The sequence below is a fragment of the Mycobacterium kyogaense genome, from assembly GCF_036946525.1.
Lineage (GTDB): Bacteria > Actinomycetota > Actinomycetes > Mycobacteriales > Mycobacteriaceae > Mycobacterium > Mycobacterium kyogaense_A.
This window is the reverse complement of record NZ_JAQIIY010000021.1, coordinates 1-14,500: the sequence shown is the minus strand read 5'-3', so window position 1 is coordinate 14,500 and position 14,500 is coordinate 1. Positions and strand designations below refer to the sequence as shown.

13 protein-coding genes and 2 pseudogenes are annotated in these 14,500 nt (G+C 69.8%); 3 read left to right on the top strand and 12 right to left on the bottom strand.

Annotated elements, in window-relative coordinates; translation table 11 throughout:
* The first annotated feature begins 5 nt into the window (after positions 1-5).
* Positions 6-1,211 (top strand): FAD-dependent monooxygenase, encoded by a 1,206-nt coding sequence (locus PGN37_RS18200; RefSeq protein ID WP_335332407.1) that lies wholly within the window; start codon positions 6-8, stop codon positions 1,209-1,211.
* Here PGN37_RS18200 and PGN37_RS18195 read toward each other — a convergent pair.
* From PGN37_RS18195 to PGN37_RS18180, 4 genes are all read right to left on the bottom strand, one after another.
* Entirely contained in the window at positions 1,171-2,037 is an 867-nt protein-coding gene (locus PGN37_RS18195) for an HpcH/HpaI aldolase/citrate lyase family protein (protein ID WP_335332406.1), read from the bottom strand. The genes PGN37_RS18200 and PGN37_RS18195 overlap by 41 nt on opposite strands.
* Positions 2,038-2,112: 75 nt before the next feature.
* Entirely contained in the window at positions 2,113-2,628 is a 516-nt protein-coding gene (gene nusB, locus PGN37_RS18190) for a transcription antitermination factor NusB (protein ID WP_335332405.1), read from the bottom strand.
* Entirely contained in the window at positions 2,621-3,184 is a 564-nt protein-coding gene (gene efp, locus PGN37_RS18185; RefSeq protein ID WP_335332404.1) for an elongation factor P, read from the bottom strand. Before efp ends, nusB begins: the two co-directional genes overlap by 8 nt.
* Positions 3,185-3,205: 21 nt before the next feature.
* Positions 3,206-4,291 (bottom strand): M24 family metallopeptidase, encoded by a 1,086-nt coding sequence (locus tag PGN37_RS18180; RefSeq protein ID WP_335332403.1) that lies wholly within the window; start codon positions 4,289-4,291, stop codon positions 3,206-3,208.
* A gap of 33 nt (positions 4,292-4,324) precedes the next feature.
* Between PGN37_RS18180 and PGN37_RS18175 the strand changes: the two genes are divergently transcribed.
* Positions 4,325-4,936, top strand: coding sequence for a B-4DMT family transporter (locus tag PGN37_RS18175; RefSeq protein WP_335332402.1), 612 nt, complete (start codon positions 4,325-4,327; stop codon positions 4,934-4,936).
* Between the two features lie 7 nt (positions 4,937-4,943).
* Here PGN37_RS18175 and aroB read toward each other — a convergent pair.
* The 8 genes and pseudogenes from aroB to alaS form a co-directional block, all read right to left on the bottom strand.
* Positions 4,944-6,024 (bottom strand): annotated as a pseudogene (gene aroB, locus PGN37_RS18170) (3-dehydroquinate synthase).
* Positions 6,021-6,682 (bottom strand): annotated as a pseudogene (locus PGN37_RS18165) (shikimate kinase). Before PGN37_RS18165 ends, aroB begins: the two co-directional pseudogenes overlap by 4 nt.
* Complete coding sequence (gene aroC / locus PGN37_RS18160) at positions 6,682-7,896, bottom strand: chorismate synthase (RefSeq protein WP_335332401.1); 1,215 nt, start codon at positions 7,894-7,896, stop codon at positions 6,682-6,684. The pseudogene PGN37_RS18165 and the gene aroC overlap by 1 nt, the downstream one beginning before the upstream one ends.
* Before the next feature lie 50 nt (positions 7,897-7,946).
* Entirely contained in the window at positions 7,947-8,393 is a 447-nt protein-coding gene (locus PGN37_RS18155; protein ID WP_335332400.1) for an A24 family peptidase, read from the bottom strand.
* A gap of 9 nt (positions 8,394-8,402) precedes the next feature.
* Complete coding sequence (locus tag PGN37_RS18150; RefSeq protein ID WP_335332399.1) at positions 8,403-9,212, bottom strand: shikimate dehydrogenase; 810 nt, start codon at positions 9,210-9,212, stop codon at positions 8,403-8,405.
* Between the two features lie 4 nt (positions 9,213-9,216).
* Complete coding sequence (locus PGN37_RS18145; RefSeq protein ID WP_335332398.1) at positions 9,217-10,464, bottom strand: endolytic transglycosylase MltG; 1,248 nt, start codon at positions 10,462-10,464, stop codon at positions 9,217-9,219.
* Positions 10,457-10,987 (bottom strand): Holliday junction resolvase RuvX, encoded by a 531-nt coding sequence (gene ruvX / locus PGN37_RS18140; RefSeq protein ID WP_335332397.1) that lies wholly within the window; start codon positions 10,985-10,987, stop codon positions 10,457-10,459. Before ruvX ends, PGN37_RS18145 begins: the two co-directional genes overlap by 8 nt.
* Positions 10,988-10,992: 5 nt before the next feature.
* Entirely contained in the window at positions 10,993-14,058 is a 3,066-nt protein-coding gene (gene alaS / locus PGN37_RS18135) for an alanine--tRNA ligase (protein ID WP_335332396.1), read from the bottom strand.
* A gap of 230 nt (positions 14,059-14,288) precedes the next feature.
* On the opposite strand from alaS, the gene PGN37_RS18130 reads away from it, so the two are divergent.
* On the top strand, positions 14,289-14,500 hold a 212-nt coding region (locus tag PGN37_RS18130; RefSeq protein WP_335332395.1), incomplete at its 3' end, for a GlsB/YeaQ/YmgE family stress response membrane protein.

Here is a 14,500-nt window from a genome sequence, read left to right as displayed (position 1 = left end):
GGAGTATGCAGAGTCCGACTGTGCTGATCAACGGTGCCGGGATCGCCGGACCCGCGCTGGCCTTCTGGCTGAATCGCGCGGGCTACCGGGTGATCGTGCTCGAGCTCGCGTCCGGCATCCGGCCCGGTGGGCAGACCGTGGACCTGCGGGGCACCGGGCGCGAGGTCGTCGAGCGGATGGGACTGCTCGACGAGATGCGGGCACGAGCACTCGAACAGAGCGGCGCGGCATGGGTGAAGTCGGACGGCAGCCGCCGGGCCGAGATGCCGGTCACTGCCTTCGGCGGCAACGGGTTGGTGTCGTCATTGGAGATCCTGCGCGGCGACCTTGCGGCGGTCCTGTACGAGACCACCCGCCACGATGTCGACTACCGATTCGGCGCGACGGTCTCCGGCCTCCAGCACGACGAGAGCGGGGTCGTCGCGACCCTGGCCAACGGCACCCGGGTGGTCGCCGACCTGGTGGTCGGCGCCGATGGGCCGCACTCGGCGGTGCGAAGGATCGCGTTCGGTCCCGAGGAGAGCTACATCCGCCCCATCGGCGGCTATCACGCGTGGTTCTCCGCTCCGGACACCGTCGGGCTCGACGGCTGGTTCCTGCTCTACCAGGCGCCCGGCGGCCTGAATGCATCGATGCGTCCGTCGCACGATCCGGCGATTGCCAAGGCCGGGTTGGCTTTTCAATCCGGGCCGCTGGACTACGACCGCCACGACATCGACCAGCAGCGGCAGATCCTCGTCGAGCGCTTCGCCGGGGCGGGGTGGCAATGCGATGCGCTGCTCGCCGCCGCGACTGCCGCCGACGACTTCTACTTCGACGCGTTCGCGCAAGTGCACATGCCGGCGTGGTCGTCGGGACGGGTGACAGTGGTCGGAGATGCCGGCTACTGCGCCTCCCCGCTGTCGGGAATGGGCACCACCCTGGCACTGGTCGGCGCGTACGTCCTGGCCGGTGAGCTCGGACCTGCCGACCGCTTCGACGCCACAGGCCTCGCCCCCGCGCTCGCGCGCTACGAGGAAGTGATGCGTCCTTTCGTCGACCGGTGCCAGGACCTGCCGCGCGGCGTCGAAGGCTACGCGCCGATGCGGGAATCCGACATCGTGATCACGGCGGCGGTGATGAAGTGGTGCCAGCGGTGGCCGTTTCGGTCGGTCGCCGAGAAGAGGTGGTTCACCACTGCGGATTCGATGACACTTCCGGACTATCGCTGAGCACGCCGAGTTTGGCGGCCAGCTCGAGAATCGCCTCGGCGCGGGCACGGGTGGGTCCGGAGCTGCCGTCGTAGTGACTGGTCGGCGCGTCGAGGCGCGCCAGGGTGGCGCGCGCGGCGTCGATCTCGTCGGGTGACGGGCTGAGCAGCGCGTTGATCGTGCTCGCGTGGCCGGCATCCAGGCACAGTCGGCCCGTCATCCCGGCAGCCTTGGTGATCTCGGTGTCGCGCGACAGATCAGCGGCGTTGTCGCGCAGGGTGGGGCCGTCGATCGGTGCCGGCAATCCGGCGGCCCGGCTCGCGATCACCAGGCGGGCGCGCGGATAGGCCAGCACCATCGGATCGGCGCACATGCCGGTGTCACGGCGGAAGTCGCCGATGCCGAACGCGATTCGGGCACATGAGCGCGCGATCTCCAGAGCGGATTCGATCCCGAGCGCGGACTCGACCAGAGCGACGACAGGCGTCCCAGCCGGCAACCGCTGCGCCGTCGAGACCACATCATGCGCAGACTCGACCTTGGCGAGCATCACTCCGTCCAGCCCCGGCGCCGTCGCCGCGGCCTCCAGATCGGCATGCCAGTCCGGCGTGCCCGCGCTGCTGATCCGCACCCAGGCCCGCCCGTCGCCGCGCAGGAGTTCGGAAACCACCTGCCTGCCGGCCGGCTTGTCGGCATCGGGCAGCCCGTCCTCGAGGTCGAGAACCACCACATCGGCGTGCGACGACAGAGCGCGCCAACACCCAGGCCGCGCGGGCTCCAGTAGCCAGGTCCGCGCCAACGACCAGTGCGGACGGTGGACACACTGTGCTTCAGGGAAGACCGTCACCTCTGTGATGCTCGCGGACCGGACCGCTCAGCACCAGGTTGCGCACATTTAGTTCATCGCGAACGACGCGAGAGTTCACCCATCAGTGCCGTTGGCGCCGTTGCTCCCGGCACGCACCGCCGCAGCGGCCGCCCTGATCTGCGGCGTCACGAGCATCACCTGGCCGAGCACCCCGTTGACGAATCCCGGCGAATCGTCGGTCGACAGCCGCTTGGCCAGCTCGACCGCCTCGTCGACGGCGACCGGCTCGGGCACGTCGTCGGCGTGCAGCAGCTCCCATACCGCGACGCGCAGGATCGCCCGGTCCACGGCGGGCAGCCGGTCCAGCGTCCACCCCTGCAGGTGCGACGAGATGAGGTCGTCGATGTGAGCGCGGTGTTCGGTGACGCCGCGCGCCACCGTCACCGTGTACGGGTTCAGCGGCGCGAGGCCGTCGTCGTCGGACCAATCGTCGGTCTGCTTCTGCGCCAGCGCATTTCGCGCTTCGGCAACCTCGGCGGGAGTGATGTCGCGCGCCTCTGCCTCGAACAACAGATCGACCGCGCGTTTGCGGGCCTGATGACGGCCCTTGTCACCACGCCGGTCAGCCATTGACCCTTCCCAGGTAATTTCCGTCCCGCGAATCGACCTTCAGCTTGTCGCCGGTGTTGATGAACAGCGGCACCTGGATCTCGGCACCGGTCTCCAGCGTCGCGGGCTTGGTGCCTGCGCTGGAACGGTCACCCTGCAGGCCCGGCTCGGTGTGCGCGACCACCAGCTCGACGGTCACGGGGAGCTCCAGGTACAGCGGGGTTCCGTTGTGGAACGCGATCTGCACCGGCATGTTTTCCAGCAGGAATCCGGCCAGCCGGCCGACAAGCGCCTCGGGCAACGGGTTCTGCTCGAAGTCCTCGGAGTCCATGAACACGAAATCCGAGCCGTCGCGGTACAGATAGGTGGCGTCGCGCCGGTCGACGGTCGCGGTCTCCACCTTCACCCCGGCGTTGTAGGTCTTGTCGACCACCTTGCCCGACACCACGTTCTTGAGTTTGGTGCGCACGAAGGCAGGGCCCTTACCAGGCTTGACGTGCTGGAATTCGACGATCTGCCACAGCTGGCCGTCGATCTGCAGGACGAGCCCATTCTTGAAGTCGGCGGTCGATGCCACGGTGGGGTGTACTCCTAGCGTCTAGAGGATCATCAGGTCCTTGCCGAACCTGGTCAGTAGTTCGGGCCCCTCCGGGGTGACCGCCAGCGTGTCCTCGATGCGGACGCCGCCGCGATCGGGCAGGTAGACACCGGGCTCGACGGTCACTGCGGAGCCAGCAAGCAGTGTACCGGCGGCTGCGCCGTTGATTCCCGGTGCTTCGTGGATCTGCAGGCCGACCCCGTGCCCGAGGCCGTGACCGAAGTTGTCGGCATAGCCGGCATCGGCGATGACCTGCCGCGATGCCGCATCGACGGCCTTGAGTACGACGCCTGGCGCCAGCGCCTCCCGGCCCGCCTGCTGCGAGCGCGCCACGAGTCCGTAGATGTCGTGCTGCCACTGAGCGGCCGGCGCCAGCACGAACGTGCGCGTCATGTCCGAGTGGTAGCCGCCGACGAGCGCGCCGAAGTCGATCTTGACGAAGTCGCCGGCGGCGAGCACCGCATCCGTCGGCCGGTGGTGCGGGATGGCTGAGTTCGCGCCAGTAGCGACGATCGTCTCGAACGACGCGCCGTCGGCACCGTGCTCGAGCATCAACGCCTCCAACTCGTTGCGTACCTGCTTCTCGGTACGCCCGGCGCGCAGACCGCCACGCTGGACCAGGTCGTGCAACGCCGCGTCGGCGGCGTCGCAGGCCCGTCCCAGCAGCGCGAGCTCGCTCGCGTCCTTGACCTCGCGCAATGCCTCGATGATGCCGGCCGCCCGGACGAACTCGACCCGCTCCCCGACCGTCTCGGTCAGCGCCGTGAAGGCGTCGACGGTCACGACGTGACTTTCGAATCCCAGCCGGGAGACTCCGGCCGCGGCCGCCCGCACCGCGAGATGCGGCGCACAGGCACGCTCGATGACGACCTCGGCGTCCGGCGCCTGCGCAGCCGCCTGCGTCCGGTAGCGGCCGTCGGTGGCCAGCACCGGCGTGTCGCCCTCGGCGAGGACCAACAAGGCCGCGTTGGAGCCGGTGAATCCGGACAGATAGCGAACGTTGACCAGGTCTGTCACCAGCATGGCGTCGAGTCCGGCCTCAGCCAGACGCTGGCGCAGCCGGTCGCGGCGGGCGGAATTGGTCACGACCGGTGACGCTACTCGCTAAGGTGAGGCCCCATGAGCAAGTGGCTGCTGCGCGGACTGGTGTTCGCCGCCCTGATGGTGATCGTTCGATTGCTGCAGGGAGCGTTGATCAACACCTTCGAAACCAAGGCCGGATTGATCAGCGCCGTCCTCGTCGCGCTGTATGCAGTCGTCGTCTTCATCTGGGGCCACATCGACGGGCGCGCCGACGCCCGCGCCAACCCGGATCCGGACCGCCGCGGGGATCTGGCGATGACGTGGCTGCTGGCCGGCCTGTTCGCCGGAGTGGTCAGCGGCGCCGTCGCCTGGCTCATCGGGGTGTTCTACAAAAACCTCTACGTCGAGGGCCTGCTCAACGAGCTGACCACCTTCGCCGCGTTCACCGCGCTGCTGGTGTTCCTGTTCGCGGTCATCGGCGTCGCGCTGGGCCGCTGGCTCGTCGACCGCAAGACGCCCGACACCCCGCGCCGCCGCGAAGGTGACGACGACCGCGCCGACACCGACGTCTTCGCCGCGGTGCGCGACGACAGGGATGGCAGGGACGACGTGCAGGACTACGACAACTCCGAGACCGAGCGGCACACCTCCCCGGTCGCGGTGGCCGAGCACGACGACACCGACAAGACCACCAGACGCGACACCTAGCCTGCGTCTAGCGCGCCACCTCGGCGTAGGCCGCCGCCAGTAGCGACGGGTCGGGTCCCTCCAGGCGACCCGGTTTGGCGAGTCCGTCGAGGACCACGAATCGCAGCACGCCCGCCCGAGTCTTCTTGTCCCCCAGCATCGATTCCATCAGCGCCGGCAGTGCGTCGGCGTCGTAGCTGACCGGCAGCCCCAGCGAGGTCAGGATCGCACGGTGCCGCTCGGCGGTCGCATCGTCCAAACGTCCTGCGAGTCGGCCCAATTCGGCGGCGTACACGAGCCCGACCGACACGGCGGCGCCGTGCCGCCACTGGTAACGCTCCCGCCGCTCGATCGCGTGCGCCAGGGTGTGGCCGTAGTTGAGGATCTCCCGCAGCGCCGATTCCTTCTCGTCGGCGGCCACCACCGCCGCCTTGACGGCGACCGCGCGGCGGATCAATTCGGGCAGCACATTCCCGCCCGGTTCGACGGACTGCTGCGGATCGGCCTCGATCATGTCGAGGATCACGGGGGTCGGCGATGAAGCCGGCCTTCACGATCTCGGCCATCCCCGCCACGATCTCGTTGCGCGGCAAGCTGTCCAGCGTCGCCAGGTCGGCCAGCACGGCGGTCGGCTGGTGGAATGCGCCGACGAGGTTCTTGCCGGCGTCGGTGTTGATTCCGGTCTTGCCACCCACCGCGGCGTCGACCATGCCGAGCAATGTGGTGGGCACGTGCACGATGTCGATCCCGCGCAGCCAGGTCGCCGCCGCGAACCCGGCGACGTCGGTGGCGGCGCCGCCGCCGAGGCTGACGATCGCGTCCTTGCGGCCGATCCCGATGCGGCCCAGCACTTCCCAGATGAAGCCGACGACCGGCAGCTCCTTGCCGCCCTCGGCGTCCGGGATCTCGATGCGGTGCGCGTCGATTCCCTTGTCGGACAGGTGAGCTCGGATCGCTTCGGCGGTCTGGGGTGAGCGTCGGCTGGTGCAGGATCGCGACTTTGTGCCGGCCGTCGAGGATGCGGCCGAGGTCGCCGAGCAGCCCCGTGCCCGATGATGACGGGATACGGCGGGTCGGTGTGGACCCTCGACGGTCACCGGTTCGGTCACGGAACGTCCTTGCGTCGACACGGGGATCCTTTCCTGGCCGCCACGGCGGCTGGGCTGGGTGGAGCTTCCGTCGAGGGCGCCGCCGTCAACGACATCGGCGCGCGCCGCCACGACGGCCGGCGGCGACGACGATCGGCTCGTGCTGCGGCCGTGCTCTCCATTCGCGCGACGATGTGGCGCACGACCGCCGCGGGGTTCCGCCGGTTCGTGTTCACACGCAATGGTCGCCACCTGCCGGTACAGCGGAACACGCTGCGCCATCAGTGTTTTGAATCGCTCGGCGCGGTCGGGGCCGGCCAGCAAGGGGCGCACCGTCGAGCCGCCGGTGCGGCGCACCCCCTCGGCCGCGCTGATCTCCAGGTAGATGACCGTCTGCCCGGCCAACGCCTCGCGCACGCCAGGCGAGGTGATCGCACCGCCACCGAGGGACAGCACGCCGTCGTGGGGACGCCAGCGCCTCGCGGACGGCTTCCTCTTCGATGCGCCGGAATTCGGCTTCGCCGTCGTTGGCGAAGATGTCGGCGATGGTGCGGCCGGTGCTCTTCTCGATCACGACGTCGGTGTCGAGCATCTCGACCTCGAGCGCCTTGGCCAACCGACGGCCGATCGTGGACTTGCCCGATCCGGGCAGCCCCACGAGCACTGCCTTGGGCGCCATCAGCCCGACGCCCTGACCCCGTCGGTGGCGGGCTCGCGCGCAGCCACCGCGCGCAGGTAGGTCTCGATGTTGGCGCGGGTCTCGGTCAGCGAATCGCCGCCGAACTTCTCCAGAGCGGCCCGGGCGAGCACCAACGCCACCATCGTCTCGACGACGACGCCCGCCGCCGGCACCGCACACACGTCGGAGCGCTGGTGGATCGCCACCGCTTCCTCGCCGGTGGCCATGTCGATGGTCGCCAGGGCGCGGGGCACCGTCGAGATCGGCTTCATCGCCGCACGCACCCGGATCGGTAGCCCGTTGGTCATGCCGCCCTCCAGGCCGCCTGCCCGGTTGGTCGAGCGCATCACGCCGTCGGGGCCGGGGTACATCTCGTCGTGTGCCACGCTGCCGCGCCGGCGCGCGGTCTCGAACCCGTCGCCGACCTCCACGCCCTTGATCGCCTGGATGCCCATCACCGCGGCCGCGAGCTGGCTGTCGAGCCGATTCTCACCGCTGGTGAACGAGCCCAGTCCGACGGGCAGATTGTGGGCCACCACCTCGACCACACCGCCGAGGGTGTCACCGTCCTTCTTGGCCGCTTCGATCTCGGCGATCATCGCGGCTTCGGCGGCCGCGTCGTAGGCGCGGACCGGGCTCTCGTCTATCGCGGCGAGGTCACTGGGTTGCGGCGGAGGCCCGTCGTACGGTGTCGACGCGCCGATGGACACGACGTGCGAGACGACCTCCACACCGAGCGCCTGCCGCAGGAACGCCCGCGCCACGGTGCCCGCGGCGACACGGGCCGCGGTCTCGCGCGCGCTGGCCCGCTCCAGGACGGGACGAGCGTCGTCGAAGCCGTACTTGAGCATGCCGGCGTAGTCAGCGTGGCCCGGCCGGGGCCGGGTCAGCGGCGCGTTGCGGGCGGCGCTGTCGGCCAGCACGTCCGGATCGACCGGATCGGCGGCCATCACGGTCTCCCACTTCGGCCATTCGGTGTTGCCGATCTCGACCGCGATCGGGCCGCCCAGCGTCACGCCGTGCCGCACTCCGGCCAGGATCGTCACCTGGTCCTGCTCGAACTTCATCCGGGCACCGCGGCCGTAGCCGAGGCGGCGACGCGCCAGTGCGGCCGCGATGTCGGCAGAGGTCACCTCGACACCGGCGACCATCCCCTCGACCATCGCCACCAACGCACGACCGTGGGATTCCCCTGCTGTGGTCCATCGCAACACGTGTCCCAGTTTCGCATGAGGAGGCCGGGGTCCGGAAAACGGCGACGAGGTCAGCCCAGTGCGGGGTCGGCCAGCGCCGTCATCACCGCCGCGGCCGCCGTCAGGCACATCGCCGGCCCGTGCGGCACGGCCGACCGCACGCCGCGCAGCACGCGCGCCGCACCCCACAGCCCGGTCAGCAGTGAGGCGCCGACCGCGCACAGCGCCCACGATTGCGTTCCGAACGCCCCGGTCAAGCCGCCCACCCCGAGGGCGAGCTTGACGTCACCGGCCCCCAGCGCAGCGGGCGCACACAGGTGCACCGCGGCGTAGATACCGGTCAACGCCAGCGCCCCCGCCAGTGCGCCCGCACCGTGCCCGGCGAGCGCGGCGGCCGCCGTCAGGATCACCGCCGCGCCGGGCAGCGTGAGCAGGTTCGGCAGGCGGCGACACCGCAGGTCGTAGGCACTCAACGCGATCAGCCAGCCCGTCACCACCACGAACGCCGCCTCCCCCACTGCTCGAGGCTAAGCGCCGAAGAGAGCGGCCCTCATCACCTCTTTGGGAGCGGGCAGCCCGGTGAACAGTTCGACCTGGGTGAACGCTTGGTTGAGCAGCATCTGCAGCCCGCTGATCACGTGGCCTCCGCGCGCCGCGACAGCCGCGGCGAGCGGCGTGGGCCACGGCTCGTAGATCGCGTCCAGCAGCGCCGGCACGCTCGCAAGCACGTCGGCGTGCGGTGCCACGACATCGGCAGGGATGGTGTTCACCAGCACGTGCGCGTCGGCGACGACGCCGGCCAGCGCGGCGCTCTGCAGATCACAGAAGTCGGCGAGGACACCGCTGCGGCGCGCCACCTCGAGAGCGCCCGCGGCCTTCTCAGCGCTGCGCGCGACGACGGTGATGTGGCGCGTGCCGCGCGCGGCCAGACCGGCCACGGCCGCCGGTGCGGTGCCGCCCGAGCCGATCACGACGGCGCGGTCGACGGTCGACACATCGGCCAGCGCGCCGATGACGCCGTCGACGTCGGTGTTGTCGGCATGCCAACCGGCCGGGGACCGCACCAGCGTGTTGGCCGACCCCAGCAGCCGGGCCCGTTCGGTCGCCTCGTCGGCGAAGCGCAGCGCGGCGAATTTGCCGGGCATCGTGACCGAAACGCCGACCCACTCCGGCCCGAAGGCCGACACCATGGCCGGTAGCTGCTCACCGGTGCACTCGATGCGGTCGTAGGTCCAGCTGTCGAGGCCCAGCGCGCGGTAGGCCGCCAGATGCAGCTGCGGGGACCGCGAGTGGGCGATCGGCGAACCCAGCACGGCCGCCCGGCGAGCGGAACCCACTCTCTCAGCGAGCCGAGTCGAGCACACCGTTGCGGCGTGCCAACTCGATGTTGGCCAGATGCTGCTCGTACTCGCGGGTGAACAGCGTGGTGCCCTGCATGTCGATCGTCACGAAGTACAGCCAGTCGCCCGGCGCCGGCTGTTCGGCCGCGGTCAGCGCGGGGCCGCCGGGCGAGCAGATCGGGGTGGCCGGCAGCCCGGGTCGGACGTAGGTGTTCCACGGCGTGGCCTGCGCACGGTCGCCGTCAGTGGTGGCCACCTCGATGCGGTCGAGCGCGAAGTTCACTGTGGAGTCGAACTCCAGGGTGCGGTTTTCGGCGAGCCGGTTGTAGATGACGCGCGCCACCTTCGAGAAGTCCTGCGGCTTGGCTTCCCGCTGTACCAGCGAGGCGACCGTCAGGATCTGATAGGGCGACATGTTGAGGCTGGTCGCGGTCGTGAGCAGTCCGCTCTGTTCGTACTGCCCCGCGCTGCTGGTGATCAGCGTCGACAGGATCTCCTGCGGGGTCGCCGACGGGTCGATGTTCCAGGTGCCGGGCGCGATCAGGCCCTCGAGGCGCCGGTGGTCGGCCCCCATCGAGGTCACCGGTCCCTCCGCCCACTGGGGCACTCCCAGCGCCGCGGGAGCTGCGGTGCCGGCGATGGCCTTGAGGTCGCCCGCCGCCACACACCGCTGGTTGTCGTCGAGGTCGACGCACGTCGCCTTGGAGATCAGCGTGAAGATGCCGTCGGTGACCGCGTTGGTCTTGACGTCGGACACGTCGTCGAGCTGACGGCCCTCCGGGATCACCAGCTTGCCGACGCGATTGGCCGGGTCGGCGAGCCGCGTCACCGCGCTCGATGCCGGGATCTCCGTGCGCACCTTGTAGAAGCCCGGCTGGATCGCCGCGATCGCATCGTTGCCGTCGGCGGCGTCGACGAACGCCTTCACGGTGGCGACGACCTTGTTGTCCAGCAACGTCTTTCCGATGGCGGTCGTGGAGTCGCCGTCGTGGATCTGGATGACGACGTCGTTGACGCCGCTGCCGGTGTAGTCGTTGTCCGCGGTACCGAACAGCGAGTTCCACATCCGCGAACCGAGGAGCACCGCGACGACCGCGACGACGACCACCACCGACACCGCGGTCACCGCAGCCACCCGCCGCCGGCGGCGCAGCCGGTTCTCCCGCGCACGCTGTCGGCGGGTCATCCGCTGCCGCGGCGGCCCCACCGCCAGCGGTTCGGCCCGGTCGCCGTGCCAGTCGTCAGCCATCCCTGGCCTCTCCGTGTGGGGACAGCGCCGCCCGCCGCTGGTCCAGCCAGTTCTGCAGAATCCCCACCGCTGCAGCTTGATCGATGAAGGCCCGCTGGCCGCGGGCCCGGACCCCGGCCTCGCGCAGCGCGCGCTGCGCGGTCAGGGTGGTGAAGCGTTCGTCGACGAAGCGGATCGGCACCGGGGCGATCCGTTCGGCCAGTTTGTCGGCGACGTCGACCGCGTCGCGCGCCGAGGAACCGGCCCGGTCGGCCAACGTGCGCGGGAGACCGACCACGACCTCGACGGCCTGGTACTCGTCGACCAGCCCGGCCAGCCGTGTGACGTGCCGGTTGCCGCGCCGGTCGCGGGACACCGTCTCCACGGGGGTGGCCAGCATGGCGTCGGGATCGCTGACCGCCACCCCGATGCGCACGGAACCGACGTCCACCCCGAGCCGACGGCCCCGTCCCGGATCCGGCGCCGTGGCCGGGTCACCCGGTCGGTCCGGTGCGCGGTCGGCGTCGTTTGAGGCGTCGGGCACTCTGGTCAGCTCCGGCCGATCTCCGCGCGCAGCGCCGCGAGTGCCGCGTCGATGCCCGCAGCGCCCCGACCGGAACCCTGCGCGAGGTCGGCCTTGCCGCCGCCGCGGCCGTTGACCGCGCCGCCCAGGACCGTGACGAGATCGTTGGCGCGCAGTCCGAGATCTTGCGCGGCCGGGTTGACCGCCACCACGAACGGGACCGTGTCGTCGTCCCCTTCGGCGATCAGTGCGACGACGGCCGGATCGCTGCCGAGCTTGCCGCGGATGTCCCCGACGAGGGACCGCAGGTCGCCTGCCGAGATTCCGCCGGCCATCCGCTGCGCCACGAGGCGCACCTTACCGATTTCCTCGGCGCCTGCGGCAGCGTTCACCGCCGCGGCGCGCGCGCCGGCCAGCCGCAACCGGTCCAGTTCTTTCTCTGCGGTCCGGAGGCGGTCGACCAGAGTCGCGACGCGGGCAGGAACCTCGTCCGACGGCACCTTCAACGTGGAGGCCAGCCCCGCCATCAGCGCGCGTTCCTTGGCGAGGTGCCGGAAGGAGTCCAACCCGACGTACGCCTCGACGCGGCGCACACCGGAGCCAACCGACGATTCGCCGAGGATCGTGACCGGGCCGATCTGCGCGGAGCGTCCGACGTGCGTACCGCCGCACAGCTCCAGTGAGAACGGCCCGCCGATCTCGACGACGCGGACCTCGTCGGGGTAGGACTCGCCGAACATCGCCATCGCGCCCATCGCTTTTGCCTTCTCGAACTTCTCGGTGAACGTGTGCACCTCGAAGTCGGCTTGCACCGCCTCGTTGGTGACCTCCTCGACCTGGGCTCGCTGCTCATCGCTGAGCGCGCCCTGGAAGTTGAAGTCGAACCGCAGATAGCCGGGCCGGTTCAGCGAGCCAGCCTGAACAGCGTTGGGGCCCAACACCTGTCGCAGTGCCGCGTGCACCATGTGGGTGCCGGAGTGGCCCTGGGTCGCGCCGCGGCGCCACTGCGGGTCCACGGACGCGGTCACGGTGTCGCCCTCGACGAATTCGCCCGATTCGACGTTGATCCGGTGCGCCCACAGTGTTTTGGCGATCTTCTGCACGTCGGTGACCGCCGCCTTCGCCGTCTCCGACGAGCCGGTTCCGCTGATGTGGCCTTCGTCGGCGATCTGCCCGCCCGACTCGGCGTAGAACGGGCTGCGGTCCAGGATCAGTTCCACCCGCTCCTGCGCGCCGTCGCGGCCGGTGTGCGATACCACCGGCACCCGCTTGCCGTCGACGAAGATCCCGAGAATTCGTGCCTCACTGGTCAATTCGTCGAAGCCGGTGAACTCCGTGGGCCCGGCGTCGACGAGTTCGCGGTAGGCGCTCAGATCGGCGTGGGCGTGTTTGCGCGCGGCGGCGTCGGCTTTGGCTCGCTGGCGCTGCTCGGCCATCAGTCCGCGGAAACCCTCTTCGTCGACGCTCAGACCCGCCTCGGCGGCCATCTCCAACGTCAACTCGAGCGGGAAGCCGTAGGTGTCGTGAAGGGTGAACGCGTCGGTGCCCGACAACACGCTGGATCCCGCTGCCCGTGTCGATTGCGCCGCGTCGTCGAAGAGCTTCGACCCCGACGCCAACGTACGGGTGAACGCCGCCTCTTCGGCGACGGCGATACGCGAGATGCGGTCGAAGTCGGTCACGAGTTCCGGGTACGACGGCCCGGTGGCGTCCCGCACGGTCGCCATCAGGTCTGCCATGAAGGCGTCCTCGATGCCGAGCAGCTTGGCTGCCCGGATGATTCGGCGCAGCAACCGGCGCAGCACGTAGCCGCGACCCTCGTTACCGGGGCTGACCCCGTCGCCGATGATGATCGCCGCGGTGCGGCTGTGGTCGGCGATGATGCGGTAGCGGACGTCGTCGGTGTGGTTGCCCTGGCCGTAGCCGCGCGGCGCACGGGCGGCCATCAGGTCGATCGCAGGTCGCAGCAGGTCGGTTTCGTAGACGTTGTCCACGCCCTGCAGCAGGCACGCCACCCGCTCGATGCCCATTCCGGTGTCGATGTTCTTGCGCGGCAGCGGGCCGAGGATCTCGAAGCTCTCTTTCGAGGTGCCCTCGCCGCGCTCGTTCTGCATGAACACGAGGTTCCAGATCTCGATGTAGCGGTCCTCGTTGGCTTCCGGGCCGCCCTCGATGCCGTACTCGGGACCGCGGTCGTAGTAGATCTCCGACGACGGTCCGCACGGGCCGGGGATTCCCATCGACCAGTAGTTGTCGGCCATACCGCGCCGCTGGATGCGCTCGAGGGGCAGGCCGGCGACCTCCTGCCAGTAGCCGATCGCCTCGTCGTCATCGAGATAGACCGTGGCCCAGAGTTTTTCCGGATCGAAGCCGTAGCCGCCCTGCTCGACGGGGTTGGTCAACAGCGACCAGGCGAACTCGATGGCGCCCTTCTTGAAGTAGTCGCCGAAACTGAAGTTCCCGGCCATCTGGAAGAAGGTGTTGTGCCGGGTGGTGATGCCCACCTCGTCGATATCCGGGGTGCGGATGCACTTCTGGATGCTCACGGCACGGTCCCACGGCGGGGTCCTGGCGCCGAGGAAGAAGGGGACGAACTGCACCATGCCGGCGTTGACGAACAGCAGGTTGGGGTCGTCGAGGATCACCGATGCGCTGGGCACCTCGGCGTGTCCGGCGTTCACGAAGTGATCAAGGAACCGCTTCCTGATCTCGTGTGTCTGCACTCCTGCTGCCCTTCGGGTCTGGTCAGCGGGGGCCGATCGGCCGCCACCTGCGAATACTCGACCGCACCACAGTACCGGGCCCCTACCGCGGCAGACGTTCACCCCCGACACGAAGCTGAGGCGGACGCTGCGCCGGGTGTTGTCCCTGTTCAGATCCACCAGCACCACGCTCTGCCAGGTGCCGAGCAGGGGTTCTCCGCCGCTCACGGGCAGCGTCACCGACGGCGCGACGAGCCCGGGCAGCACGTGATCGGCGCCGTGCCCCGGTGAGCCGTGCGCGTGGCGGTAGCGGTCGTCGCGCGGCAGCAGGCGCTCCAGCGTGTCCACCAGGTCGTGGTCGGAGCCGGCGCCGGTCTCGAGGATCGCCACCCCCCGCGGTGGCGTGCGGGACGAAGACGTTGCACAACCCGTCGCCGCGGGAGGCGCAGAAGTCGCGGACCTCGTCGGTCAGGTCCACCGTCCGTCGGCGGCTGGTGTCCACCGAGAGCACGTGAGTGTCCATTGCGTCGACCCTACGGATACCGCGCGGGATTGACGCGAGCGTTTATTGCCTGGCGGGCTCGGGTAGCCACCGCTCAGCCGCAACTCTTGGAGGAACCATGACCGTCACCGGCATCTTCACCGCAATTCTCATCGGCATCGTCGTCGGCGCTCTCGGCCGGCTGGTTCTGCCGGGTAAGCAGCCCATCGGGATGCTGCTCACCATTCTGGTGGGCATCGTCTCCGCGTTCGTGGGTACTGCGATCGCTCGTGCGGTCGGAATTCCGACCGCCACCAACGGGATCGACTGGATGGAACTCCTCGTCCAGGT